This window comes from Streptomyces sp. HUAS 31 (assembly GCF_028198125.1).
GTDB classification, from domain to species: domain Bacteria; phylum Actinomycetota; class Actinomycetes; order Streptomycetales; family Streptomycetaceae; genus Streptomyces; species Streptomyces chartreusis.
In genome coordinates, this window is the sequence record NZ_CP116353.1 from 6,105,228 (window position 1) to 6,130,229 (window position 25,002).

Below are 25,002 nucleotides of genomic sequence, written 5' to 3' on the forward strand. Positions count from 1 at the left end.
GGTGTGAAGGCCCAGGTGGGGCCCGATTGTCACGGTTCTGCTACTGAGGCTCGGGCGGCTTCACCGGCGGACGGCCCCTGCGGGGGATCGGCTTGGTGTCGCCCGGCAGCCGGCCCGCCTCCGCGAGGGCGCGCCGCAGCAGGAACTCGATCTGCGCGTTGGCGGACCGCAGTTCGTCGCCCGCCCAGCGCGCGAGCGCCTCGTACACGGCCGGGTCGAGCCGCAGCAGCACCTGCTTGCGCTGCGGCCGACCCTGAGGGGCCGAGCCCCCGGAAGGATCCGTCACTGGTAGAGCGTCCCGGTGTTGAGGACCGGCTGCGGGGCCCTGTCGCCGCAGAGCACCACCATCAGGTTGGACACCATCGCCGCCTTGCGCTCCTCGTCCAGTTCCACGATGTCCCGCTCGGAGATCCGGGCGAGCGCCGCCTCGACCATGCCCACCGCACCGTCGACGATCTGCCGCCGGGCCGCGACGACCGCCCCGGCCTGCTGGCGCTGGAGCATCGCGGAGGCGATCTCGGGAGCGTAGGCGAGATGCGTGAAGCGCGACTCGATGATCTGCACCCCGGCCGCCTCCACGCGCGCGTGCAGTTCGACCGCGAGCTTCTCGGTGATCTCCTCGGCGTTGCCGCGCAGCGAGAGGCCGCCCTCGTCATGGGCGTCGTAGGGGTACTCGATGGCGATGTGCCGCACGGCCGCCTCGGTCTGGGTGGAGACGAACTCCAGGAAGTCGTCCACCTCGAACGTGGCCTGCGCGGTGTCCTCCACCTTCCATACGACCACCGCGGCGAGCTCGATCGGGTTGCCGTAGGCGTCGTTGACCTTCAGTACGGCCGTCTCGTGATTGCGGACCCGGGTCGAGATCTTCGTGCGGGAGGTGAAGGGGTTCACCCAGCGCAGCCCGTCCTCGCGGATGGTTCCCCGGTAGCGCCCGAAGAGCTGGACGACCCGCGCCTCGCCCGGCGCGACCATGTTCAGTCCGCACATGGCCAATATCGCCGCGATGGCGACCAGGATGCCGACGATGATCAGGGCCGCCTTGGCGCCGCCGTCGGAGACCGTGCCGCCGGCGGCGATCAGCCCCGCGCCGACGAGCAGTCCGACCAGGCCCAGCAGCAGGGCGAGACCGCCGCCGATGCTGTGCGCCGTGAACTCCCGCACGCGGGGCGCGGGCATCTCGGGCACGTCCGCGGTGGCGGACGTGGTGTCGGCCCTGTCGTCGGGTGTGTTCGACGTGTTCGACATGGGTGATATCCCCCGTTTCCTTCGGAAGCCGCAGTGGGTCTCCACTAGCTTCGGTCTAGCTAAGTGATAACACTTTACCCCGCCCGAGCAACCCTATGCACCCTCCAGTCGTCGGTTCCGGTGGGACAGGTGCTGATTGTCACGTCCGCAAAAGACCGGATCGGCCGGGCTTTGTCACATCTTCCGGTGTTAGCTTTCTGAGCTGACCTGAGCGGCGAACCTGTGTGACAGCAGCGCACACAAGAACGAAGCGGAGCGGAACGGACCCATGGGACGAGCGGAAGAGAGACGAGCACGGCAGCGCGGCGGCCGCCGCGCTGCGCCCCGGCGTTCGTCCGGGACGCCGTCGAACACGGGGGCCGGCGAATCGACCACCGTCATCGGGAGCCCGTCGGCCGGCGGCCGCGCCGCGGCGCGCCGCGCCGCCAAGGGCGGTGACGGCAAGGGCCGAATACGCCGGCTGTTCACCTGGAAGAAGATCGTCGGCACGTTCCTCGGCTTCTGCCTGCTCGGCATCGGCGCCTTCATCGCGCTCTACCTCGCCGTGGACGTCCCCGAGGACAACGCCGCGGCCCAGGCCGCCCAGCGTCAGAGCAACGTCTACAAGTACAGCGACGGCTCCACCCTGGCCCGCGACGGCGAGGTCAACCGCGAGATCGTGGACCTCTCCAAGGTGCCCAAGGAGGTCCAGAAGACCTTCGTCGCCGCCGAGAACAAGACGTTCTACGACGACCACGGCATCGACCTGAAGGGCACCGCCCGCGGTGTGCTCAACACCCTGATGGGCAAGGGCGCGCAGGGCGGTTCGACGATCACCCAGCAGTACGTCAAGAACTACTACCTCAGCCAGGAACAGACGGTCAGCCGCAAGCTCAAGGAGATGGTCATCTCCCTGAAGGTCGACCGCCAGATGTCCAAGGACGACATCCTCGCCGGCTACATCAACACCAGCTACTACGGCCGCGGCGCCTACGGCATCCAGGCCGCCTCCCAGGCGTACTACCGCAAGGACGCCGAGAAGCTCTCCGTCGCGCAGGGCGCCTACCTCGCCGCGCTGCTCCAGGCACCGAGCCAGTACGACTGGCATGCCGCCTCCGACACCGGCAAGCGGCTGGTCACCAACCGCTGGAACTACGTCCTGGACAACATGGTCGAGGAGGGCTGGCTCGACCGGTCCGAGCGCCAGAAGCTGACGAAGCTTCCGGAGCCGAAGGAGCCCAAGCCCACCGCCGGTCTGGAGGGTCAGAAGGGCTATCTGATAGCGCTCGCCAACCGTCAGCTGGAGGACCAGCTGATGCAGCAGCAGGGCATCACCCGCTCCCAGGCCGAGGCCGCCGTCGTCGACCAGGGCTGGACCATCACCCTGAACGTCGACAAGAAGAAGCAGGCCGCGCTGGAGAAGGCCGTCAAGGCGCAGCTCACGAGCAAGCTCGACAAGAAGAAGCGCAAGGTCGACGCGAACGTCCAGGCCGGCGCGGTCTCCGTCGATCCCGAGACGGGCAAGGTCGTCGCCCTGTACGGCGGCGAGGACTACTTCAAGCACTACACGAGCAACGCGACCCGCCCCGACTACCAGCCCGCCTCCACGTTCAAGCCGGTCATCCTGGCCGCCGCCCTGGAGGAGAGCGCCGAGACGCAGTCCGGCAAGCCGATCGGCGCGAACACCGTCTACGACGGCACCAGCAAGCGTCAGGTCGTGGACGCGAACGGCGACAAGGTCGGGTTCGCGCCCGAGAACGAGGACGACCAGAACTACGGCGACGTCACCGTCCAGACGGCGATGAACAAGTCCATCAACTCCGTCTTCGCGCAGATGGGCGTCGACGTCGGCATGAAGGACGTCATGGACGTGGCCGGCAAGCTCGGCATGAACACCGAGAACGAGCAGGCCGTTCCGGCGCAGACCCTGGGCACCATGGGCGCGAGCCCGCTCCAGATGGCGGGGGTGTACGCCACCCTCGACAACCACGGCAAGAAGGTCACGCCCGGCATCCTCAAGAAGGCCGAGCACAACAGCCGTACGGTCGAGATCCCGAACCCGATCGGCGAGCAGGTCATCAGCCCCGAGGCCGCGGACACGGTGACCTCGGTGCTGACGGGCGTGGTCGACGACGGTACGGCCCGCCAGTCCGTGGCGAACAACCCCAAGCGCAACGGCCAGAAGGTCGCCGGCAAGACGGGTACCTCCGACGACAACAAGTCGGCCTGGTTCACCGGCTACACGCCCGACCTGGTCACCTCGGTGGGCCTGTTCGGCGAGGACGCCAAGACCCACGCGCAGACCAAGATGTACGGCGCCGGCGGCTTCGACCGCGTCAACGGCGGTGGCTTCCCGGCGCAGATCTGGGCGTCGTACATGTTCGGGGTGACCGACCCCGACGCCCGGTTCGACCTCGACACCGACCAGGGCGCGGCCGTCCGGCCGACGTTCACCCCGACCCCGTCCGAGGAGCCGACGACCGAGGAACCGACGGACGAGCCGACGACGAAGGAGCCCACGGAGGAGCCGACGACGGAGGAGCCGACCGAGGAGCCGACGACGGAGGAGCCCACGGAGGAGCCGACGACGGAGGAACCCACGGACGAGCCGACGGACGAACCGACGGGCGACATCACGCTGGACCCGGTCCGCCCGGGCAACGAACAGTAGGGGCAGCAGCGCCCCTTTCAGGGGCGCGGGGCTGTGTTGAATATGCGGCTCCGCCGCAGGGGCGCGATCAGCCACCGAACATCCGCACTCGGCGACGCGCAGTTCCCCTACGGCACTCAGCCGCGATTCAACTCGAACCAGACGACTTTCCCGGTGCTCAACCGGGTGGCCCCCCACCGCCGAGCAAGCCGGTTGACGAGATACAGCCCCCGCCCACCCTCATCCGTGGCGCGAGCCTGCCGCAGCCGCGGCAACTGCGGCACGTCGTCACCGACCTCGCACCGCAGCACATCGGTCCGCAGCAGCCGCAGCGTCACCGGCCGCGAGGCGTACCGCACGGCGTTCGTGACGACCTCGCTGACCAACAGCTCGACCGAGTCGGTCAGTTCCTCCAGGCCCCAGCGGGCCAGCGCACGCCGCGCCAACCGCCGGGCACGGCCCGGTGCCGCGTCCTCGGGCTCCAGGAACCAGTACGCCACATCGCTCGGCGCGATGCCGTCGAAGCGGGCGGCGAGCAGCGCGATGTCGTCGTCCCGGTCGCCCGGCCCGAGCATGTCGAGCACCTCGTCGCACAGGGCCTCGAGCGGCGGCGGATGGTCGGGCCCGGTGAGCTGGGCGGTCGCGGCGAGCTTCTCACGCAGCTGTTCTATGCCGGTCCAGACGTCACGCAGCCGCGACTCGACCAGGCCGTCCGTGTAGAGCAGCAGGGTCGCCCCGGCCGGTGCGTCCAGCTCCACGGCCTCGAAGTCGACGCCCCCGACGCCGATCGGCGCGCCGGCGGGCACCCGGAGCACCTCGGCCCGGCCGCCCAGGTGCAGCAGGACGGGCGGCGGATGACCGGCGTTGGCGATGGTGATGCGGTGCGAGACCGGGTCGTAGACCGCGTACAGGCAGGTCGCCATGCGGTCGGTGCCCAGGCGCTGGGCCTGCTCGTCGAGGTGGTGCAGGACCTCCTGCGGCGGCAGGTCCAGGCCGGCGAGGGTCTGGGCCGTGGTCCGCAGCTGGCCCATGATCGCGGCCGACGTCATGGAGTGGCCCATCACGTCACCCACCACCAGCGCCACCCGGCTGCCCGGCAGCGGGATCGCGTCGTACCAGTCGCCGCCGACCCGGGCCGTCTCGGCCGCCGGGAGGTAGCGGGAGGCAAGTCGCACGCCGGTCGGGCGGGGGAGCGTCTCGGGCAGCATGGTGCGCTGGAGCTCGTCGGCGATGTACGCCTCACGGCCGTACAGCACGGCCTTGTCGATGCCGAGCGCGCTGTGCGTGGCGAGCTGGGCGGCGACCAGGAGGTCGTCCGGCTCGAAGGCGAGGCGCTCCGGACGACGCAGGAAGACCGCGGCGCCGATGACCCGGCGGCGGCCGCGCAGCGGGGCGAGGATCGCGCGCTGGCCGTCCGGGATGATCAACTGGCCGTCGTCGCCGAGCAGTTCCGGCAGGGCGGCGCGGGCGGCGGGCGCGTCGGCGAAGACGGGGCGTACCCCGCGCAGCACCTCGGCGAGCGCGCCGCCGGGCCGTACCTCGCACAGTTCGGCGGTCAGCGAGGACAGTTCGGACAGCTCGGTCGGCTCCGGCTGCTGCTGTGCGGGCAGGAAGCCGTTCTCGCTGTCCCGTTCCTCCGGGATGCGGTCGGTGCGGCGCAGCCGCAGCACGACGGGCCCGGTGGGCCGTTCGTCGCCGACCGGCAGCGGGTCGCGCAGATAGACGAGGATCGCGTCGGAGAAGGTCGGCACGGTCGCCCGGCACAGCCCCATCACGATCTCGTCCAGGTCGATGCCGCGGGCGATGCGCCTGGTGGCGGCGCCCACGAAGCGCAGCCGGTCGCCGTCACGCCGCATGGGCGTCGGCCGGCCGGGCTGCACGGCCCCTCCGGTGCGCCGCTCGGCGGAGGCCGACGGCTGCTCGGCGCCGGGCTGGGGCGGGATGGCCTCCGAAACGGGCCGCGGCCGGTGCTCCCCCAAGTTCTCGGCTTCGCTGGAACTGGGAGGTGCCCCCATGGGCTCGGCGGCGACGGAGGGCTGCGAGTGCTCGGGGCCGTTGCCGGCGATGTCTGGGTGCTCCTTGCTCGGGCCGGACGGGACGGTGGTGCCCGGCGTGGAGGGGGTGTCACCGGTGCGCGCCTGCGCGGGTAAGGCGGTGCCGCCGCCAGGGGGGTGGGGCGCCGTGGAGTGCGTGGTCGACGGTGTCGAGGCACGCACGAGCGCCCCGCGGGACTCCGCGGGGTCGACGCCCGTCTCGGGGCGTTCGAAGGAGGTCGGCTGCTCCGTCACGCCTTTCGAATCCATCCGTCCGGGGCTGCGCGCCGCGCGTGCAGTTCGTCCCGCCGAAACTCCGATACCCGGAATACGTGCCCCAGGAACGGAATCCCCGCGTGGCCAGAGGCAGTTCCTGTGCCACCGGTGCAGGACCGCCTCCGGTCCGACCCGGCATTGCCCTGGTAACCCTCGCTCACGTCCTGCCGCCCCTCGGTGACGATCGGTCAAGCCCGGCGCGCACTCCGGTAGTTGCCCTTGCGCGCCCTTGCGGAGGACGATCCTACGTTTGTAGCCCGGGGGCGCATCAAGGGTCTCATGAGGACATGTGCGCGGGCGTGCGATCCCAGTCCTCAGGCAAAGAAGGTACAGCCCAGGCGGGATCGGGGCGCCAGTGCTGCCATCCGTCGGCGAACGGAGGCCCCCAGGCGCGGATCACCTCCACCGCGTCACGGCCCGCCCGGCGCACCCGCGCGGCCAGCTGATCGTCCATCAGTCCGTCCCGCTGGGCCTGCGCGAACTCGTCCTCGTCACGCCAGTGCCAACTGCGGTCCGGATGCACGGAGATGTCGAGGAAGTGGTCCTCGGAATCCACCCCGCCCGACCAACGGGCCAGCGGCTCCTCAAGGTTCACGTACCAGTTCTTGAACTGCCACCCCGGCTCCCAGAACAGCCACACCGACCACGGCTCACCGGGCCGTGCGAGCTTGAGCACACCGGTCCCGAACCACCGGTCGCGCTGTACGGAACGCGGCTTGGTGTAACGGGTGCCAAGGGGTTCCTGGTGCACTGATGTGCCATCGGCGAGCACCGGCTTGACGCACTCGGTGCCCGGCGCGAGCCACACGGCGAGGATCTCCTCGTCGTCGCGGACGACTGTGACGGGGCGCACGATGTGGAAGCGACGGCCGGCGTTCTCCCGGTACCGCCACAGGATCCGCGTCCCGGGCGCCCAGCGGACCGGCGATCCGCCCGCTGCCACTTCCGTCGTCATCGCTCCACCGTCCGCCATGAACAGATATTAGGTGCCACGGGCATACGACGCTGCGGCGCCCGTCACGGTTCACACCACCGTGATCATCGGTTACGGCCGTGTCATCCTCAGCACGTCGAGGGCCTCGTCCAACTGCTCCAGCGTGAGGTCGCCGCGCTCCACGTATCCGCCGTCCAGGACGACTTGGCGGATCGTCCTGCGCTCCGCGAGGGCCTTCTTGGCGACCTTGGCGGCCTCCTCGTACCCGATGTACTTGTTGAGCGGTGTCACCACGGAGGGTGACGACTCGGCGTACTCGCGGGCCCGTTCCCGGTTCGCGGTGATGCCGTCCACGGTCTTGTCGGCGAGCAGCCGGGAGACGTTCGCGAGCAGCCGGATCGACTCCAGGACGTTCTTGGCGATGACCGGCAGCATCACGTTGAGCTCGAAGTTGCCGGCCGCGCCGGCGGCGGCGACCGTGGCGTCGTTGCCGGTGACCTGGGCGGCGACCATGAGCACGGCCTCGGGGATGACCGGGTTGACCTTGCCGGGCATGATCGACGAACCGGGCTGGAGATCGGGCAGGTTGATCTCGGCGAGCCCGGTGCGCGGCCCGGACGCCGCCCACCGCAGATCGTTGGCGATCTTCGTCAGGCCCACGGCGATGGTCCGCAGCTGCCCGCTGGTCTCGACGATGCCGTCCCGCGCGCCCTGCGCCTCGAAGTGGTCGCGGGCCTCGGTCAGCGGCAGCCCCGTGACGCGGGCGACCTCCTCGATGACCGCGGCGGAGAAGCCGGGCGGGGTGTTGATGCCGGTGCCGACGGCGGTGCCGCCCAGGGGCAGCTCGGCGAGGCGGGGGAGGGAGGCGTAGAGCCGCTCGACGCCGTAGCGGATCTGGGCGGCGTAGCCCCCGAACTCCTGGCCCAGCGTCACGGGCGTGGCGTCCATGAGGTGGGTGCGCCCCGACTTCACCACGTCGGCGAACTCCTCGGCCTTGCGCTCCAGGGAGGCGGCGAGGTGCTCCAGGGCCGGGACGAGGTCGCGGGTGACGGCGGCGGTGGCGGCGATGTGGATCGAGGACGGGAAGACGTCGTTGGACGACTGCGAGGCGTTGACGTGGTCGTTCGGGTGGACGTCCCGGCCGAGCCGCTCGGTCGCGAGCGTGGCGACGACCTCGTTGGTGTTCATGTTCGACGAGGTGCCGGAACCGGTCTGGAAGACGTCGATCGGGAAGTGCGCGTCCCAGTCGCCGCGGGCGACCTCCCCGGCCGCCTCCTGGATCGCCTCGGCGATGTCCTCATCGAGCACGCCCAGCCGCGCGTTCACCTTGGCCGCGGCGCCCTTGATACGCGCGAGCGCCTCGATGTGGGCACGCTCGATGTGCTGGCCGGAGATCGGGAAGTTCTCGACGGCACGCTGGGTCTGGGCCCGCCACTTGGCGTCCGCCGGGACGCGGACCTCGCCCATGGAGTCGTGCTCGATGCGGTATTCGCTCATGCCCGGTACAGCGACCGAGGGGCCCCGGATGTTCCGGACCTTGCGCCGATCGCGCGATCGGCGCAAGGTCCGGGGCGCCTACGCCAGACCGGGGCCGCGCACCGGGATGCTGGTGAACGTCGGGGCGGGCGCCGGGTCCTGGAAGAAGTCGTTGCCCTTGTCGTCGACCACGACGAACGCCGGGAAGTCCTCGACGTCGATCTTCCAGACGGCCTCCATGCCGAGCTCCTCGTACTCGACGACCTCGACCTTCTTGATGCAGTCCTGGGCGAGGCGGGCGGCGGGGCCGCCGATGGAGCCGAGGTAGAAGCCGCCGTGCGTGTCGCACGCGTCGGTGACCTGCTTGCTGCGGTTGCCCTTGGCGAGCATCACCTTGGAGCCGCCGGCGGCCTGGAACTGCTCGACGTAGGAGTCCATGCGGCCGGCCGTCGTCGGACCGAAGGAACCGGAGGCGTAGCCCTCGGGGGTCTTCGCGGGCCCGGCGTAGTACACCGGGTGGTCCTTCAGGTACTGCGGCATCTCCTCGCCCGCGTCCAGGCGCTCCTTGATCTTGGCGTGCGCGATGTCACGGGCCACGACCAGCGGGCCAGTGAGCGAAAGCCGGGTCTTGACCGGGTACTTGGTCAGCTCGGCGAGGATGTCGTCCATCGGCTGGTTGAGGTCGATGCGCACGACGTCCGAGGACTCGTCGAGGTGCTCGTCGGTCGTCTCCGGCAGGAAGCGCGCCGGGTCGGTCTCCAGCTGCTCCAGGAAGACACCCTCCGCGGTGATCTTCGCGACGGCCTGGCGGTCGGCGGAGCAGGAGACGGCGATGGCGACCGGGCAGGAGGCGCCGTGCCGGGGCAGGCGCACCACGCGCACGTCGTGGCAGAAGTACTTGCCGCCGAACTGCGCCCCGATGCCGATCTTCTGCGTCAGCTCGAAGACCTTCTCCTCCAGCTCCTTGTCCCGGAAGCCGTGCCCGAGCGGCGAGCCCTCGCCCGGGATCTCGTCCAGGTAGTGCGCGGAGGCGTACTTGGCGGTCTTCAGCGCGTACTCGGCGGACGTGCCGCCGACGACGATCGCCAGGTGGTACGGCGGGCAGGCGGCCGTGCCCAGCGAGCGGATCTTCTCCTCCAGGAACTTCATCATGGAGGACTCGTTCAGGACGGCCTTGGTCTCCTGGTACAGGAAGGACTTGTTGGCGGAGCCGCCGCCCTTCGCCATGAACAGGAACTTGTAGGCGCCGCCGTCGGTGGCGTACAGCTCGATCTGCGCGGGCAGGTTGGAGCCGGTGTTCTTCTCCTCCCACATGGTGAGCGGAGCCATCTGCGAGTACCGCAGGTTGAGGTTCAGGTAGGCGTCGTAGATGCCGCGGCTGAGGGCCGCCTCGTCGCCGCCCTCGGTCAGCACGTTCTGGCCGCGCTTGCCCATCACGATCGCCGTGCCGGTGTCCTGGCACATGGGCAGCACGCCCGCCGCCGCGATGTTCGCGTTCTTCAGCAGGTCCAGCGCCACGAACTTGTCGTTGCTCGACGCCTCGGGGTCGTCGATGATCCGGCGCAGCTGGGCGAGGTGGGCCGGGCGCAGGTAGTGCTGGATGTCGTGGATCGCCTCCTCGGCCAGCTTGCGCAGCGCCTCCGGCTCCACCTTGAGGAACGTCCGCCCGTCGGCCTCGAAGGTGGAGACACCCTCGGCGGTCACCAGCCGGTAGGGGGTGGTGTCCTCTCCCATGGGGAGCAGATCGGTGTACGCGAACTCAGGCATCTCGCCCATTCCTCACTCGACAGACAGCGCGGCTGACCTCCATTGGCAGCGTCCACCAGCGTAGGACCTGCCACCGGCGCCGAGCTTGTGAGGTAAGGCTCAGTTCGACGGCCGTCGTAGGATCCCGTGAGGGGCTATCGCGATCTATCGTGTTTGGGTACCCTGCTGCCGTGGACCTTCAGAAGCGCACCGCACCCGCTCCCGCCACCGAGCTCCGGGCGTCCGACGCCGACCGCGACCGGATCGCCGACATCCTGCGCGACGCCCTGGGCGAAGGGCGCCTGACCGCCGATGAGCACGCCGAGCGGGTCGAGGGTGTCCTGGCCGCCAAGACGGTCGGTGAACTGGAGGTGTTCATCCGGGATCTGCCCGCCGCACAGCGGCGCCGCGACCCGTACGTCGCCGCCCCCAGCCGCCCGGCCCCGGGCGCCATCCCGGTCGAGCCCGACGACAACGTGGTCGCGGTGTTCAGCAGCGCCGTCCGCAAGGGCCGCTGGCGCGCGGGCCGCCGGATCCACGCGTACGCGATCTTCGGCAGCGTCGAGATAGACCTCAGCGAGGCGCTCTTCCAATACCAGCACGTGATGATCCGGGCGATCTCGGTCTTCGGCAACGTCGAGGTCCGCGTCCCGGAGAACGTCTCGCTGCGCGGCGCCGGCGGCGGTGTGCTCGGCAACTTCGAGGTGGACCACCTCGACGCGGAGGACCCCGAGGCGCCGGTCGTCCATGTCGACGGCTGGGCCGTGCTGGGCAACATCGAAGGCAGGCCGAAACGGGGCAAGCTCGTGGCGGACATACTCGATCGCGTTCAGCGCAAGGTCGACAAGAGTTTGCGCAAGCATCTGGATCGTTGACGGTTGTGAATCGGACCGCCCAACTCCGGCTTCAGGGCCGCTGAAGTGCCGTGCCGCGGCGCGCGGGACCACCCGAAATCCAGCGGTTCGGAACTCACTGCATAGGCGCGCGCACAGCGGGTAGACCTTGCTGCATCGTCTCTCGCTCGCGAAGCCGTCGTCAGGAGTAGACCGTGCTGCAACCGCCGCATTCGTCCATGCAGGTAGCTGCCGTTCCGGCCCAGCGGGTGCCAGCGCGAGACAGGGACCAAGACGCCCCGTGGCATACGGAGGCCGTGTGCCGCCGTGACGAGGCCGGCCTGTTCTTCGCCCCCTCCAAGGAGCCCACCGCGGCCCGACTCTCCCGTGAGGAGGCGGCCAAGCGGGTCTGTGCCCGTTGTCCGGTCATGGTCGAGTGCCGTGAACACGCCCTGCTCCAGCCCGAGCCGTACGGCGTCTGGGGCGGCCTCACCGCGGCCGAGCGCCGCGTGGTCCTGGCCAGGCGCCGCCGCCGCGACATGGAGCTGAAGAAGGCGGCGCGGGCGGCGAACCGGATAGCGCAGGCGGGCTGACAAACGAGAAACAGGGCGCCCCCTCCGCACCGGGGGCGCCCTGTCGGCTGCGCGGATCAGCTGGGGGCGGGTGACCGCCCCGCGCTCACTTCGCCCTGTCGAAGTCGATCGCGCTGTAGGCCCGCAGCTTGCTCAGCCGGTGCTCGGAGTCGATCCGCCGCACCGTCCCCGACTTCGACCGCATCACGATCGAGTCGGTCGTCGCGTTCTCCGACCGGTAGCGCACGCCGCGCAGCAGCTCGCCGTCGGTGATGCCGGTCGCGACGAAGAACACGTTGTCGCCGGAGACCAGGTCGTCGGTCATCAGGACCCGGTCCAGGTCGTGTCCGGCGTCGATTGCCCGCTGCCGCTCCTCGTCGTCCTTCGGCCAGAGCTTGCCCTGGATGGTGCCGCCGAGGCACTTCACGGCACAGGCCGAGATGATGCCCTCCGGCGTACCGCCGATGCCGAGCAGCATGTCGACGCCGGTGCCCTCGCGCAGCGCGTAGATCGAACCCGCGACATCGCCGTCGGAGATCAGTTTGATGCGCGCGCCGGCGTCCCGGATCTCCTTGATGATGCCCTCGTGCCGGGGCCGGTCCAGGATGACGACGGTGACGTCCTCGGGCGTGGAGCGCTTCGCCTTGGCGACCCGGCGGATGTTCACGGCCACGGGCGCGTCGATGTCGACGAAGTCGGCCGCCTCGGGCCCGGTGACCAGCTTGTCCATGTAGAACACGGCGGACGGGTCGAACATGGAACCCCGGTCGGCCGCGGCGAGCACGGAGATCGCGTTGGGCATGCCCTTCGCGGTCAGCGTGGTGCCGTCGATCGGGTCGACGGCGATGTCGACCTCGGCCCCGGTTCCGTCGCCGACCCGCTCCCCGTTGAAGAGCATCGGCGCCTCGTCCTTCTCGCCCTCACCGATGACGACGACGCCGTTCATCGACACGGTGTGGACGAGGGTCCGCATGGCGCGCACCGCGGCACCGTCGGCGCCATTTTTGTCGCCGCGCCCCACCCAGCGACCGGCGGCCATGGCCGCCGCCTCGGTCACACGGACCAGCTCAAGGGCGAGGTTGCGGTCGGGGGCTTCGCTGGGTACTTCGAGTTCGGACGGCAGATGATGATGATTCTCGGTCATCGAGGCGCACCTTTCTGATACGACGACGGCCGGATGAGGGTTCGACCCCGACTCTATCCTCGGGCGCGCAGGATGAGCAGGGGGCCCCACGGATGAGCAGCGGGGGCACCTGCGACGATAGGGGGCGTGGCAGGTTCGAACGGTAAGCAGAAGTCGGTCCGCAACATGGTGCTCTCGCTCGGAGTGACCGTGCTCGCGGCAGGAGTCATCTATCTCTTCGTCCCACGTGACGACAGCGCTCCCGACCTCCCGCGGATCGACTACCGCGTCGAGCTGCTGACGGCCCGGCGCGCGGCGTCCTACCCGGTGGCCGCGCCCGTGGGCCTGCCGGAGAGCTTCAAGGCGACGTCCGTGCGCTTCAAGGGCGACGACTTCGACGCCTGGCACCTCGGCTTCCACACCGCCGGCGGGGAGTACCTCCAGGTCGAGCAGTCGGCCGAGAAGCCGGCGACGTTCCTGGAGAAGGTCACCCAGGGCGGACGGGCCAGCGAGGTCACCGAGAGGATCGGCGACCGGACCTGGACGCGGTACACGGGCGGCCGTTACGACGCGCTCGTGCACGAGGAGAAGGGCGCGACGACCGTGGTCGCCGGCACCGGTTCCTTCGAGCAGCTGTCGCAGATGGCGAAGGCGCTCAAGTCGCAGTGACGCCGCCCCCGCGAGGGCGCGCACGCACCACGCATGACGAAGGGCCCCCGGCCGGAAGCCGGGGGCCCTTCGTCATACGCGGTCGGGTCAGACGGTGGTGACGACCTGGTCGAAGTCCAGGCGCGGGGAGCGCGGGTACCAGGCGTCGGCGCCGGGCTTGCCGATGTTGACGACCATCAGCGGGGTGTGGTCGTCGTCCAGGAACTCCTTGCGGACGCCCTCGAAGTCGAAGCCGGTCATCGGGCCGGCGGCGAGCCCCGCGGCGCGGACGCCGACGATGAAGTACGCGGCCTGGAGGGCGGCGTTCATCCCGGCGGCGTTCTCGCGGGCCGGGCGCTCGCTGAAGAAGACGTCCTTGGCCTGCGGGAAGGCCGGGAACAGGGTCGGCAGCTCCTCGTGGAACTCGTTGTCCGCGGAGAGGATCGCGACCAGCGGGGCGCTCGCGGTCTTGGCCTGGTTGCCCTCGGACATGTGCTGCACCAGACGCTCACGGGCCTCGGCCGAGCGGACCAGGGTGATGCGCAGCGGGGTCTGGTTGAAGGCGGTGGGGCCGTACTTGACCAGGTCGTAGATCGCCTGGACCTGCTCCTCGGTCACCGGCTCGTCGGTGAACGTGTTCGCGGTGCGGGCCTCGCGGAACAGCAGGTCCTGGGCGGCGGGGTCAAGAACGAGAGACATCGTGAACCTTCTCGGGTTGTGCGTATGCGTCGTGGGCCGTACGTAAACGGACCGTGGACCGTTTACGCTGAAGACAGTACGCCGAACATGTTCAAGGTTCAACAAAAAGCGGGGCGTGGTGATCCGCTTCACAGCCTGATCAGGTGTGACGGACCTCAGTCGCCCCGCTGCTCGCCTCGCCGACCGGGCCTAGGACTCGTCCCCGGCGTTCTCCTGCGCGGCCTCCGCCTCGGCCTCCTCGGCCAGGGCAGCGTCCAGCCGCGCCCGTGCCCCGTCCAGCCAGCGCCTGCAGACCTTGGCCAGCTCCTCGCCGCGCTCCCAGAGCGCGAGGGACTCCTCCAGCGTCGTACCGCCCGCCTCCAGCCGCCGGACGACCTCGATCAGCTCGTCCCGGGCCTGCTCGTACCCGAGCGCTTCTTCCACCTTGCTGGTCATTCGCCCACCCTATGCATCGGCTTGTGCGTCGACAGAGGCGTCGACCCGTACGGAGAACTCCCCCTCGGCGACCCGCGCCCGCAGCGCCTCGTCCGCGGTCACCTCGCCGGGGTCGCGGACCACATGCCCGTCGGCCCGCTGGAGCACGGCGTACCCCCGCTTCAGGGTCGCGGCGGGGGAGAGGGCCACCACGCGCGCGTGCGTGTGCGTCAGTTCGGACTCGGCGCGGTCGAGGTGATGGCCGAGGCAGCGGCGGCCGCGGTCGAGCAGCGACGCCACATGGTCGGCCCGCTCGTCGATCATCCGGTGCGGATCCTCTATCGACGGCCGCGCCAAAGCGTGCGCGAGCCCGCGCTCCTCGCGCTCGACGAACGCCTCGACGCACCGCCGGGCCCGGTCGCGCAGCATCCGCACCCGCTCGTACTCCTCGCCCACGTCCGGCACGACCTTCTTGGCGGCGTCGGTCGGGGTGGAGGCACGCAGGTCGGCGACGTGGTCGAGGAGCGGATTGTCGGGCTCGTGCCCGATGGCGGACACCACCGGCGTACGGCACGAGGCGACGGCCCGCACGAGCTGCTCGTCGGAGAAGGGCAGCAGATCCTCCACGCTGCCACCGCCGCGGGCGACGATGATCACGTCCACGTCGTCGATGTCGTCGAGCTCCTTGACCGCCTGCACGACCTGCGGCACGGCGTGCACGCCCTGCACGGCGACGTTGCGGACCTCGAAGCGGACGGCGGGCCAGCGGTGGCGGGCGTTCTCCAGGACGTCCCGCTCGGCTGCGGAGGCGCGTCCGCAGACCAGGCCGATGAGCTGGGGAAGGAAGGGGAGCGCCTTCTTCCGCTCCGGTGCGAAGAGCCCCTCGGCGGCCAGGGCCTTCTTCAGCATCTCCAGCCGGGCGAGCAACTCGCCGACGCCGACCGGCTTTATCTCGGTGGCCCGCAGGGAGAGCTGGCCGCGCGGGGCGTACCACTCGGGCTTGGCGAGCACGACGACCCGGGCGCCCTCGGTCACCACGTCGGCGACGGCGTCGAAGACCTGCCGGTAACAGGTCACGCTCACGGAGATGTCGTACGAGGGGTCACGCAGCGTCAGGAACACCACGCCGGCGCCCGGCCGCCGCGACAACTGCGTGATCTGCCCCTCGACCCACACCGCCCCGAGCCGGTCGATCCACCCCCCGATGAGCCGTGACACCTCACCGACGGGCAGGGGGGACTCCGGGGTCGTGTTCACAGCCATGCGGCGAGCGTAACGGCCGCCACCGACAACGCCGACCAGCCGAACGGGGCGGGGCGCGGAGCGTCCCGGCCGGGTGCCCTCCGTCGTCCGGCGTACCCCCCGTGGTCCCGCTCCGTGACCCGCCGCATCCGCCCGCCCCGCGCGGCGACCCGTTCCCCACCCTTCACATCGCGGTGCCGGTCTCCTCGTCAAGCCGTCACCCTCGCGATCTCCGAGCCCCCGAACGCACCCTTACGATGGGACGCATGACTGCTTCGCCTGGCCGCCGTGTCCTGCTCGCCGCCCCCCGTGGCTACTGCGCGGGTGTGGACCGCGCCGTGATCGCCGTCGAGAAAGCCCTGGAGCAGTACGGCGCTCCGGTGTACGTCCGGCACGAGATCGTCCACAACAAGTACGTCGTGCAGACCCTGGAGAGGAAGGGCGCCATCTTCGTCGAGCGCACGGAGGAGGTCCCCGAGGGGAACATCGTGATGTTCTCCGCGCACGGCGTGGCCCCCGTCGTCCACGAGGAGGCCGCGCGCGGCAAGCTGGCCACCATCGACGCGACCTGCCCGCTCGTCACCAAGGTCCACAAGGAAGCCGTCCGCTTCGCCAATGAGGACTACGACATCCTGCTGATCGGGCACGAGGGCCACGAGGAGGTCATCGGCACCTCCGGCGAGGCCCCCGACCACATCACGCTCGTCGACGGGCCGGAGGACGTCGCCAAGGTCGAGGTCCGCGACGAGTCGAAGGTCGTCTGGCTCTCCCAGACCACCCTCTCCGTCGACGAGACCATGGAGACCGTCGACGCGCTGAAGGAGAAGTTCCCGCAGCTCATCTCCCCGCCCAGCGACGACATCTGCTACGCCACGCAGAACCGTCAGCTCGCGGTGAAGCAGATGGGCGCCGAGGCCGAGCTGGTCATCGTGGTCGGCTCGCGCAACTCCTCCAACTCCAAGCGGCTGGTCGAGGTCGCCAAGCTCGCCGGCTCCCGCGAGGCCTACCTTGTGGACTTCGCCAGCGAGATCGACGAGGCCTGGCTGGAGGGCGTGACCACGGTCGGCGTCACCTCCGGCGCCTCCGTCCCCGAGGTCCTCGTGGAGGAGGTCCTGGAGTGGCTGTCCCAGCGCGGCTACGGAGATGTGGAGCTCGTGAAGGCCGCCGAGGAGTCGATCACCTTCTCGCTGCCCAAGGAACTCCGGCGTGACCTGCGTGAAGAGGCGGCTGCGCTGATCGCCGGGCGCACCGGGGCCGGCGACTCCGGGGAGTGACCGTCAGTCGTCCGTCGTAACGTAGGGCCATGCAGATCTTCGGCTTGGACATCGGTGGATCCGGGATCAAGGGCGCCCCGGTGGATCTGGACAGGGGCGACCTGGCCCAGGAGCGCTACAAGGTGCTCACTCCGCAACCGGCCACACCCGACGGGGTCGCCGACGGCGTGAAGGAGGTCGTCGAGCACTTCGGCTGGACGGGCCCGGTCGGGCTCACCTTCCCCGGTGTGGTCACCGACGGCTCCACGATCCGTACGGCGGCCAACGTCGACAAGAGCTGGATCGACACGGACGCGCGGGCGCTGTTCAGCGACAGGCTGGGCGGCCACCCGGTGACGGTGGTCAACGACGCGGACGCGGCCGGCGTCGCCGAGATGCACTTCGGCGCGGGCCGCGGCCGCAAGGGCACCGTGATCCTGCTCACCTTCGGCACGGGCATCGGCAGCGCACTGTTCGTCGACGGCCGCCTGGTCCCCAACACCGAGCTGGGCCACCTCGAACTCCACGGCCACGACGCCGAGAAGCGTGCGTCCAGCAAGGCCAAGGAGGACGAGGACCTGTCCTGGGAGCACTGGGCGCACCGCGTGCGGAAGTACCTCGCGCACGTCGAGATGCTGTTCTCGCCCGAGCTGTTCATCATCGGCGGCGGGGTGAGCCGCAAGGCCCAGAAGTTCCTGCACTACATCGAGGACATCAAGGCGGAGATCGTGCCCGCCCAGCTCCAGAACAACGCCGGGATCGTCGGCGCCGCGATGCACGCGGCGGAGCGGGACGGCTAGCCGCCGCTCACCCCCGCCCGGCGGCGTGCCGCCACCCGCCGGGCGATCAGGCGCACTCTGCGCACGAGCACGACGAGACCGGCGATCAGCGTCCCGCCGTACAGCCATCCGGCCTCCGTGGCGAGGGCGCTGACGAGCCCCATCAGCCGGCCGCTGAATCCGCCGCCGCTCTCGGCCACCGGAAGCAGCCCCACCGCGAACGCGATCGGTACGACCACCGGCGCAGTCAGCAGATCGCCCTCGCGTACCCAGAGGGCGGTCAGCGCGCACACCGGCAGGAACAGCACGCTGTACAGCGTCAGCGACTCGAACATCAGCGAGTCGAGACAGCCGAGCACCAGCATCACGGCCCCGCAGAACAGACCGCTGCCGAGTCCGGTGAGCCGGGGGTCGGGAAACCGGCGTGCGGGCGCCGGCTCCGGGGCCGGCCGCCGTACCGCCGCGGCTTGTTCCGAACGCGGCCGGCGCTGCGGGCCGGGGCGGGTGGAGCGGGCGGGCCGGGGGGACGCGGCGTCGCGGGAGGCCCGGGCCTTCGCGAGCCGAGCGGCTCTGGCGGCACGGGCGGCGGCCTTGGCGTCGTCGGCGGCACCGGCCCGGGACACTCGGGCCGGCCACTCACCGGACGGCCCCGAGCCGCCCCGCCCGCTACCGCTGCTGTCACCCTCCCTCAGGAATCGGCCCTCGCCGCGCCTCGTACGACTCTCGCCCCGCTCCACACTGTCCCCGTCCGGCGGAAGACCGCCATCGCCCGGCGCGAACCGGCACCGCTCCGGCGCGGCCCGGCCCTCACCCCACGCGACCCCACGCCCGCTCCATGGCCGGCAGGTCGCGCCCTGTCCTGCTGCTCTTCTGCACCAACCTAGGTCGGATCATGTGGCCGATCGGCCCTCAGACACGCCCGGGGGCGGACCTTGGCCACGTGTTCGACGGGGCGCCGGGGCCGGGCCCGGTACGCCGTAGACTGGTGGATCGGCCCGTGCATCTGCGTCATCTGCATCGAAGATCGAAGAAGGACCGGGCCCCAGCCCAGCCCCAGAAGTCCTCTCACGTACGGGAAGTCGCAACGTGTCGCTCACGATCGGAATCGTCGGTCTGCCGAATGTCGGCAAGTCGACCCTGTTCAACGCCCTGACCAAGAACGACGTGCTGGCGGCCAACTACCCGTTCGCCACGATCGAGCCCAACGTCGGCGTGGTCGGCGTCCCCGACGAGCGCCTCACGAAACTGGCCGAGATCTTCTCCTCGCAGCGCGTCCTCCCGGCGACCGTGGACTTCGTCGACATCGCCGGCATCGTGCGCGGCGCCTCCGAGGGCGAGGGCCTGGGCAACAAGTTCCTCGCGAACATCCGTGAGTCCGACGCGATCTGCCAGGTCATCCGTGCCTTCAAGGACGAGAACGTCGTGCACGTCGACGGCAAGGTCTCGCCCAAGGACGACATCGAGACGATCAACACCGAGCTGATCCTCGCCGACCTCCAGACCATCGAGAAGGTCCTGCCGCGCCTCCAGAAGGAGTCGCGGATCAAGAAGGACATCGCGCCGAAGGTGAAGGCCGTCGAGGAGGCCAAGGAGATCCTGGAGAAGGGCGACACGCTGTTCTCGGCGGGCATCGTCCAGGGCTCCGGCAACGAGGAGCTGCTGCACGACCTGCACCTGCTGACGACGAAGCCGTTCCTCTACGTCTTCAACGTCGACGAGGACGAGCTGGTCGACGACGACTTCAAGAACGAGCAGCGCGCGCTGGTGGCCCCCGCCGAGGCGATCTTCCTGAACGCCAAGCTGGAGGCGGACCTCGCGGAGCTGGACGAGGCGGACGCGATGGAGCTGCTGGAGTCGGTCGGCGCGGAGGAGCCCGGCCTCGCCACCCTCGCCCGCGTCGGCTTCAACACCCTCGGCCTGCAGACGTACCTCACGGCCGGCCCCAAGGAGTCCCGCGCCTGGACGATCAAGAAGGGCGCCACCGCCCCCGAGGCGGCCGGCGTCATCCACACCGACTTCCAGAAGGGCTTCATCAAGGCCGAGGTCATCTCCTTCGCCGACCTGGTGGAAACCGGCTCGGTGGCCGAGGCCCGCGCGAAGGGGAAGGCGCGGATGGAAGGCAAGGAGTATGTGATGCAGGACGGGGACGTGGTGGAGTTCCGCTTCAACGTTTAGGTGCATTTCCACCACGTCGGCTTTGTTGATTACGCAGGTCAGGAGGGCTCGACTCTTCGGAGTTGAGCCCTTCGCTCGTTCCCGTGCTGGGATGGTGCTGAGAAATCTGACGCTCTGTCACCTCGTTTGGCAACCGTCCCTGGCGTGGCTCCCTTGGAGCGGACCGACTGCGCGTATGGGTTCACAGCTACTGCTGGCGCGCGCCGAACTCGGCCCCGTTTCCGGGACAAGTGGCGAGGCTGCCGTTTACGAAGGCTGGTGTCTGTGACCGCGAGGCCCTCAAACGATTCGGGTGGCTGACCGGTGAGCGGCGTTCGATCAAGGCTGCTCTCGTGCCGGATCGGAGAACGCCGCTTCCCTCTTGTGGCGGGCACGGTAGGCTCGACCAGGCATGATGCGGCCCTGCTGGCGTGGGCGACGCGGGAGGACGGGGACAGTGACCGCAGTGGGAGGAACCCCGGCGTCCGGGGTGCCGAAGCCTGGCCCGGTGAGGCCGCCCCGGCAGTGGTCGCAGGAGAGGGTCTCTCCGTACCCGTGGGAGCAGGAGGCATTGGATCACGTCCGGCAGCTCATGCCGCACGCCGAGCCGTATCGGGCCTGGGCCACCTTCTCTTTTACTGCGCAGTCCGGACGCGTCAATGAATGCGATCTGCTGATCGCAGTTCCGGCCGGCCTCTTTCTCGTCGAGATCAAGAGTCACCCCGGTGAACTCCGTAACACCGGTTCCACGTGGAATTTCCGTGGCCAGGACCGTATGCGGACCCTCACCAACCCTCTGCACTTCAACGACTTGAAGTCCAAGGAGCTGAAGAGCCAACTCCAGTGGGCAGCACGCAAGCTGGGTATCAGCGACCGCGTCGTGCCGCGTATCGAGCCTGCCGTGTTCCTCTCCGCCCCGGATCTGGAAAGCCACCTGGACGAGGTCCAGCAGATCAAGGTCTACGGCCGTGACGACGGCGCGAGCGGTCTGAAGCGTATCTGGCAGGATTTCCTGGGACTGCCACCGGACCGCCCTGAGCGGCGCATTACTCCGGAGTTCTCTCGCCATACCCTCCCGCAGTTGCTGAAGGCCATTGGTATTCGTCAGTCCGCCGCCCATCTGCGGTTCGGCGAGGCATGGAAGATGGAGCCCCATCCGCTGGACGCCGGTCCGTCCTGGGAGGACCGGCTCGCGTCTCGCGATGACGGGATGGTCCAGGAAGAGGGACGGGTCCGTATCTATCTGGTCAGCCAGATGGCGACCGAAGCGGCTCGTAAGGCCACCGAACGTGCCGCGCGCCGTGAGTACCAGGTGCTCCAGGGCATCAACCACCGCGGGATCGTCGACGCAGTCGAATTCCGTGAGCATCAGGGCGGGCCGGCGATTCTCTTCCGCCATCGCCACACGGATCTGCGACTCGACCAGTACCTCGATGTCTACGGCGGGAAGCTGACTCCCGAGACCCGCCTCGACCTGGTCCGACAACTCGCAGAAGCCGTCCGCTACGCACACAACCGTTCCCTGTACCACCGGGCTCTGGCGGCACGCTCGGTGTACGTCTCCTTCAAAGAGGGCGGGTCCCATCCCGAACTGCGGATCACGGACTGGCAGACCGCGGCCCGGGATTTCGACTCCAACGCCACCTTCTTCCGCTCCATCGGTGGTTCCGCCCTCGACGCGGCACTCATCGAGGACGCGGCCCGCGTCTACCTCGCCCCGGAGACGGATCAGCCCTACGCCGACCCCGGGGACCTGGACGTCTTCGGTCTCGGAGCGGTGGCCCATCTGATCCTGACCGGGCTGCCGCCGGCCGCTCAGCGCAGCGCGCTGAGCGACCGTCTGCGCACGGACTCGGGCCTGCGTCTCTTCGCGGTGGCGGATGGGCTGCCCGATGCCCTGGACGATCTCGTTTTCCAGGCGACCCGGACCGATGTCAATGATCGCCTCGGCTCGGTGGAGGCATTCCTCGACCTCCTCGACGAGGCCGAACGTGCCAGCGTGCTGCCGGACTCCCCGGCCTCGACCGGTGTCGACCCGTTGGAGGCGCTGCCCGGTCAGTCACTCGACGCCGAATGGTCGGTCCGGCGGGTTCTCGGCACCGGGGCCACTGCCCGTGCGCTGCTCGTGGAGCGGGCAACCGAGGACGAGGACGGACACGTCCAGATCGACGAGCACGTCTTCAAGGTGGCGCTCGACGAGGAGCGTGCGGGCAGACTGCGGGCCGAGGAGCGGGTGCTCGGCACGGTCGGTGGTGGAGCGGTCGTCCAGTTGCGCGGACAGGGCCTGCGGGAGATCGGCGGGCGCACGGTTCTGGAGCTGGAGTACGCCGGCGAGCAGTCTCTCGGTGAGCGACTCCGAGGCCAGGGCCGTCTCACTTACCACGAGCTGGAACGCTTTTCGGACGATCTGTTCCACGCCCTTGACCAGCTCGCCGGTCATGGGGTGCGCCACCGTGACATCAAGCCGGACAATTTCGGTGTCCAGCGACGCAAGGACCGTACCTGGCAGCTGAAGCTCTTCGACTTCTCACTCACCGATGCCTCTGACCGGGACATCAAGGCCGGTACCCGTAACTATCTCGACCCGTTCCTCGGGTCGATGCGCCGCGCCCACTACGACGATCACGCCGAGCGTTACGCGGCGGCCGTCACCCTTCACGAGATGGCCAGTGGCGAGCGACCGGTGTGGGGCGACGGGCAGAACGACCCGCTCACCAACGAATCGGCAGTCCTCCGCATAGCGGTCGAACTCTTCGAACCGGCATTGAGCGAGGGGCTCGCACGCTTCTTCCGTAGAGCCCTGCACCGCGACACCGAGCACCGCTTCGAGACCCTCACGCAGATGCGGGACGAGTGGCGGCAGGTGTTCCGCACCGCGGACTCGACCGGCCCCACCACCACTCCGACCACGGTCGGCACCACCTCCGAGGACCCGGAGAGCGACCGGGACAGGGCAGCGGCAGCCGCCGACACCACGACACTCCTGGAGGCCGCCGGTCTGTCTCCCCGGGCGGTGTCCGTCGCGAACGACCTGCACGCCTACCGGGTCGGCGATCTGCTGAACCTCCAGCCGTACGTCATCTCCCGGGCGCGCGGCGCAGGTGCGCTGGTCCGCAAGGAACTGAACCGGCGGCGCAAGCAATGGGCGGCAGCGCTCCTTCCGGCCTCCGACGGAAGGTCTCCGCGGACCGCGTCCGTCGATCGCGCGGTGGTGGACGTCGTCACGGCGGACGGCTCGGCTCCGGAACGGATCCTGTCGATAGACGAGATGGCAGCCCTGCTCACGCCCGAGCCGGGACGCAGGGGTTCGCACCGCGAGGGAGTGGTCCGGCTCACGCTCGGGCTTCCGCTCGAGGAGGGCGGGCTGTCTCCGCTGGGAGCCTGGCCGGTGCAGGCACGCATTGCCGAGCACCTGGGTATCAAGCAGCCGCCGGTCTCGCGGCACCATCGGATGGAGATCAAACAGTGGGCCGAGGCGGCCTGGCTCGCACCGGTACGGGCTGAGCTGGTCGACATCGTCACTGCCGCCGGGCGCGTCATGACCGCTGTGGAGGCTGCCGCCGAACTGCGTGCCCGCCACGGAGCGGACAGCGACACCAGTGAGCGGATCCTGGCCAGATCGCTCGCTGTGGTCCGGGCCGCCGTCGAGGCCGAGACCGCAGATGTGGTGGGAGGGGGCGACAGCGCGGGGACCGAGAGCGCGGTACCGCATGAGCCCCGGCTCGCGGTGCACCGGCGTGGCGAAGCGATCCTCATCGCGGCCGAGTCGCTTCCCGGAACCGAGGATCCGAGCCCCCGTGAACTGGCCGACTACAGCGCTCTGTTGGGGGCTTGCGCCTATCAGTCGGCCAGGCGTGACCCATTGCCCAGCCGTACCGAGGTCCTGCGTGATCTGCGTGCGGTACCGGTTCCCGACGGCTTCGCCCCACTCGCGGACACCCGCCTTGTGGCGCTGGCCGCCGCGGTCGCCACTCGGACCGCGGTCACCCCGCGTCTGGAGCTGTACCCGCAGGATCTGAGTCTGGAGCGGGCACTTCGCATCTCCCAGGCGGGAGCCGGGGTCCGGCACGACCGGGGCATCATGGTCCCTGGTCTGGTCGCGCGGCTGCGGGCACGGTTCCCCGACCTCGACCTCCTCGTGGGCGGCCGCGAGCCCACCCATGTGGAGCTCGAGGACGCGCTCGAAGCGGCACGCTTCGACCTGCGGTACGACCACACGACCCTGACGTTCTTCCCGCGCAGAACCGCACCGCCCGCCGCCCGCACCTCAACCGGCGTCCACACCAGCTATCTTCCACCCCGCCCGATCTCCCGCTCGGACCGGGAGGACCCGCACGGGGCGTCTCGTGCCCGGCTCACCGAGCGGGCCGCGCGCGGCGGCTTCCTCGCCTTGACGGTGAAGCGCGACGTACTCGTGGGGACGGCGGAGCGGGTGGCGGCGACCTTCGAATCCGAGGGTGTCGTCGCGGTTGACGTCGCGGGCATGTTCCTGCGTACGCTGCGGGAGTTGGCGGACGAGAAGGGCCAGGACTGGCAGAAGTTCCTGCGCGCCGACAGCAGTTCGGCTCCCGGCCGCATCAAGCCCGGCCTTGCCTCTTTCGCACGCGTCGTCTGGCAGCGGATGGAGGACGCCCTCCTGGAGCGGGCCGCCGAGCCCCGGACGATCCTCTTCCTTTACGACGCCGGCCTCGTCGCCCGCTACTGGGACGAGGGCGGCCATGGCTTCCTGACCCGTCTTCAGAGTGCGGCACGCCGACCGGCGACCGTCCCGTACGGCCTGTGGCTGCTGTGTCCGGTCGAGACACGGTCGCAGCAGCCGCGCCTGGACGGGCGGACGGTCGAGGTGATCGGGGGCGACGGGGAGCGGGAGCATCTGGATGCGGAGTTCGTGAAAGCGCTCGGGGAGCTGCTCGGTCAGGACGGCTGACCTGTCCGGTGCCCGGCTC

The 25,002-nt window shown here is 69.8% G+C and carries 19 protein-coding genes; 8 read left to right on the top strand and 11 right to left on the bottom strand.

Annotated elements, in window-relative coordinates; all coding sequences use genetic code 11:
• Nucleotides 1-40 precede the first annotated feature (40 nt).
• Nucleotides 41-286, bottom strand: coding sequence for a hypothetical protein (locus PGH47_RS27390; RefSeq protein ID WP_271665614.1), 246 nt, complete (start codon nucleotides 284-286; stop codon nucleotides 41-43).
• Nucleotides 283-1,245 (bottom strand): SPFH domain-containing protein, encoded by a 963-nt coding sequence (locus PGH47_RS27395; protein WP_271665615.1) that lies wholly within the window; start codon nucleotides 1,243-1,245, stop codon nucleotides 283-285. The genes PGH47_RS27390 and PGH47_RS27395 overlap by 4 nt, the downstream gene beginning before the upstream one ends.
• Nucleotides 1,246-1,513: 268 nt before the next feature.
• Here PGH47_RS27395 and PGH47_RS27400 point away from each other — a divergent pair, with 268 nt between their 5' ends.
• Nucleotides 1,514-3,895, top strand: coding sequence for a transglycosylase domain-containing protein (locus tag PGH47_RS27400; RefSeq protein ID WP_271665616.1), 2,382 nt, complete (start codon nucleotides 1,514-1,516; stop codon nucleotides 3,893-3,895).
• 116 nt (nucleotides 3,896-4,011) lie between these two features.
• Here the strand turns inward: PGH47_RS27400 and PGH47_RS27405 are convergent, their stop codons facing one another.
• The 4 genes from PGH47_RS27405 to PGH47_RS27420 form a co-directional block, all read right to left on the bottom strand.
• Nucleotides 4,012-6,177, bottom strand: a complete 2,166-nt coding sequence (locus tag PGH47_RS27405) for a SpoIIE family protein phosphatase (RefSeq protein ID WP_271665617.1) — start codon at nucleotides 6,175-6,177, stop codon at nucleotides 4,012-4,014.
• A gap of 283 nt (nucleotides 6,178-6,460) precedes the next feature.
• On the bottom strand, nucleotides 6,461-7,156 hold the full coding sequence (fomD, locus tag PGH47_RS27410) for a cytidylyl-2-hydroxypropylphosphonate hydrolase (protein WP_271665618.1): 696 nt from the start codon (nucleotides 7,154-7,156) through the stop codon (nucleotides 6,461-6,463).
• A gap of 72 nt (nucleotides 7,157-7,228) precedes the next feature.
• The gene (locus PGH47_RS27415) at nucleotides 7,229-8,614 is read right to left on the bottom strand and encodes a class II fumarate hydratase (protein ID WP_271665619.1); all 1,386 of its coding nucleotides are present in this window, start codon (nucleotides 8,612-8,614) and stop codon (nucleotides 7,229-7,231) included.
• Between the two features lie 78 nt (nucleotides 8,615-8,692).
• Nucleotides 8,693-10,360 carry a fumarate hydratase gene (locus PGH47_RS27420; RefSeq protein WP_271665620.1) on the bottom strand — a complete coding sequence of 556 codons (1,668 nt, stop codon included), beginning with the start codon at nucleotides 10,358-10,360 and terminating at the stop codon, nucleotides 8,693-8,695.
• A gap of 170 nt (nucleotides 10,361-10,530) precedes the next feature.
• Between PGH47_RS27420 and PGH47_RS27425 the strand changes: the two genes are divergently transcribed.
• Together PGH47_RS27425 and PGH47_RS27430 are read left to right on the top strand one after the other, a co-directional pair.
• Nucleotides 10,531-11,214, top strand: a complete 684-nt coding sequence (locus PGH47_RS27425; RefSeq protein WP_107903494.1) for a DUF1707 SHOCT-like domain-containing protein — start codon at nucleotides 10,531-10,533, stop codon at nucleotides 11,212-11,214.
• A 173-nt stretch (nucleotides 11,215-11,387) separates the two neighbouring features.
• Nucleotides 11,388-11,765 (top strand): WhiB family transcriptional regulator, encoded by a 378-nt coding sequence (locus PGH47_RS27430; protein WP_269643755.1) that lies wholly within the window; start codon nucleotides 11,388-11,390, stop codon nucleotides 11,763-11,765.
• A gap of 85 nt (nucleotides 11,766-11,850) precedes the next feature.
• Here the strand turns inward: PGH47_RS27430 and glpX are convergent, their stop codons facing one another.
• Entirely contained in the window at nucleotides 11,851-12,888 is a 1,038-nt protein-coding gene (gene glpX / locus PGH47_RS27435) for a class II fructose-bisphosphatase (RefSeq protein WP_271665621.1), read from the bottom strand.
• Between the two features lie 126 nt (nucleotides 12,889-13,014).
• On the opposite strand from glpX, the gene PGH47_RS27440 reads away from it, so the two are divergent.
• Nucleotides 13,015-13,536: a DUF4245 domain-containing protein gene (locus tag PGH47_RS27440; RefSeq protein ID WP_271665622.1), complete on the top strand. Its 522-nt coding sequence runs from the start codon at nucleotides 13,015-13,017 to the stop codon at nucleotides 13,534-13,536.
• Between the two features lie 87 nt (nucleotides 13,537-13,623).
• On the opposite strand, the gene PGH47_RS27445 is transcribed toward PGH47_RS27440, so the two are convergent.
• The 3 genes from PGH47_RS27445 to xseA form a co-directional block, all read right to left on the bottom strand.
• Nucleotides 13,624-14,214 carry a malonic semialdehyde reductase gene (locus PGH47_RS27445; protein WP_125526083.1) on the bottom strand — a complete coding sequence of 197 codons (591 nt, stop codon included), beginning with the start codon at nucleotides 14,212-14,214 and terminating at the stop codon, nucleotides 13,624-13,626.
• 189 nt (nucleotides 14,215-14,403) lie between these two features.
• On the bottom strand, nucleotides 14,404-14,649 hold the full coding sequence (locus PGH47_RS27450) for an exodeoxyribonuclease VII small subunit (RefSeq protein WP_030948889.1): 246 nt from the start codon (nucleotides 14,647-14,649) through the stop codon (nucleotides 14,404-14,406).
• Nucleotides 14,650-14,658: 9 nt separating this feature from the next.
• Nucleotides 14,659-15,891: an exodeoxyribonuclease VII large subunit gene (xseA, locus tag PGH47_RS27455; protein WP_126901598.1), complete on the bottom strand. Its 1,233-nt coding sequence runs from the start codon at nucleotides 15,889-15,891 to the stop codon at nucleotides 14,659-14,661.
• A gap of 236 nt (nucleotides 15,892-16,127) precedes the next feature.
• Between xseA and PGH47_RS27460 the strand changes: the two genes are divergently transcribed.
• Together PGH47_RS27460 and ppgK are read left to right on the top strand one after the other, a co-directional pair.
• Nucleotides 16,128-17,144 (top strand): 4-hydroxy-3-methylbut-2-enyl diphosphate reductase, encoded by a 1,017-nt coding sequence (locus PGH47_RS27460; RefSeq protein ID WP_271665623.1) that lies wholly within the window; start codon nucleotides 16,128-16,130, stop codon nucleotides 17,142-17,144.
• Nucleotides 17,145-17,173: 29 nt separating this feature from the next.
• Complete coding sequence (ppgK, locus tag PGH47_RS27465; protein WP_271665624.1) at nucleotides 17,174-17,923, top strand: polyphosphate--glucose phosphotransferase; 750 nt, start codon at nucleotides 17,174-17,176, stop codon at nucleotides 17,921-17,923.
• Here the strand turns inward: ppgK and PGH47_RS27470 are convergent.
• A complete protein-coding gene (locus PGH47_RS27470; protein ID WP_271665625.1) occupies nucleotides 17,920-18,525 on the bottom strand; it encodes a DUF6542 domain-containing protein in 606 nt (201 codons plus the stop codon). The genes ppgK and PGH47_RS27470 overlap by 4 nt on opposite strands.
• Nucleotides 18,526-18,988: 463 nt before the next feature.
• On the opposite strand from PGH47_RS27470, the gene ychF reads away from it, so the two are divergent.
• Both ychF and pglW read left to right on the top strand, forming a co-directional pair.
• On the top strand, nucleotides 18,989-20,077 hold the full coding sequence (gene ychF, locus PGH47_RS27475; protein ID WP_107903241.1) for a redox-regulated ATPase YchF: 1,089 nt from the start codon (nucleotides 18,989-18,991) through the stop codon (nucleotides 20,075-20,077).
• 487 nt (nucleotides 20,078-20,564) lie between these two features.
• A complete protein-coding gene (gene pglW, locus PGH47_RS27480) occupies nucleotides 20,565-24,983 on the top strand; it encodes a BREX system serine/threonine kinase PglW (protein ID WP_271665626.1) in 4,419 nt (1,472 codons plus the stop codon).
• Nucleotides 24,984-25,002 lie beyond the last annotated feature (19 nt).

Bases quoted from the DNA above. Each gene is read 5' to 3' on its own strand.
- PGH47_RS27395 (WP_271665615.1), bottom strand. From the start codon at position 1,245: ATGTCGAACACGTCGAACACACCCGACGACAGGGCCGACACCACGTCC.
- PGH47_RS27400 (WP_271665616.1), top strand. From the start codon at position 1,514: ATGGGACGAGCGGAAGAGAGACGAGCACGGCAGCGCGGCGGCCGCCGC.
- PGH47_RS27405 (WP_271665617.1), bottom strand. From the start codon at position 6,177: ATGGATTCGAAAGGCGTGACGGAGCAGCCGACCTCCTTCGAACGCCCC.
- fomD (WP_271665618.1), bottom strand. From the start codon at position 7,156: ATGGCGGACGGTGGAGCGATGACGACGGAAGTGGCAGCGGGCGGATCG.
- PGH47_RS27415 (WP_271665619.1), bottom strand. From the start codon at position 8,614: ATGAGCGAATACCGCATCGAGCACGACTCCATGGGCGAGGTCCGCGTC.
- PGH47_RS27420 (WP_271665620.1), bottom strand. From the start codon at position 10,360: ATGCCTGAGTTCGCGTACACCGATCTGCTCCCCATGGGAGAGGACACC.
- glpX (WP_271665621.1), bottom strand. From the start codon at position 12,888: ATGACCGAGAATCATCATCATCTGCCGTCCGAACTCGAAGTACCCAGC.
- PGH47_RS27445 (WP_125526083.1), bottom strand. From the start codon at position 14,214: ATGTCTCTCGTTCTTGACCCCGCCGCCCAGGACCTGCTGTTCCGCGAG.
- PGH47_RS27450 (WP_030948889.1), bottom strand. From the start codon at position 14,649: ATGACCAGCAAGGTGGAAGAAGCGCTCGGGTACGAGCAGGCCCGGGAC.
- xseA (WP_126901598.1), bottom strand. From the start codon at position 15,891: ATGGCTGTGAACACGACCCCGGAGTCCCCCCTGCCCGTCGGTGAGGTG.
- PGH47_RS27460 (WP_271665623.1), top strand. From the start codon at position 16,128: ATGGGACGCATGACTGCTTCGCCTGGCCGCCGTGTCCTGCTCGCCGCC.
- ppgK (WP_271665624.1), top strand. From the start codon at position 17,174: ATGCAGATCTTCGGCTTGGACATCGGTGGATCCGGGATCAAGGGCGCC.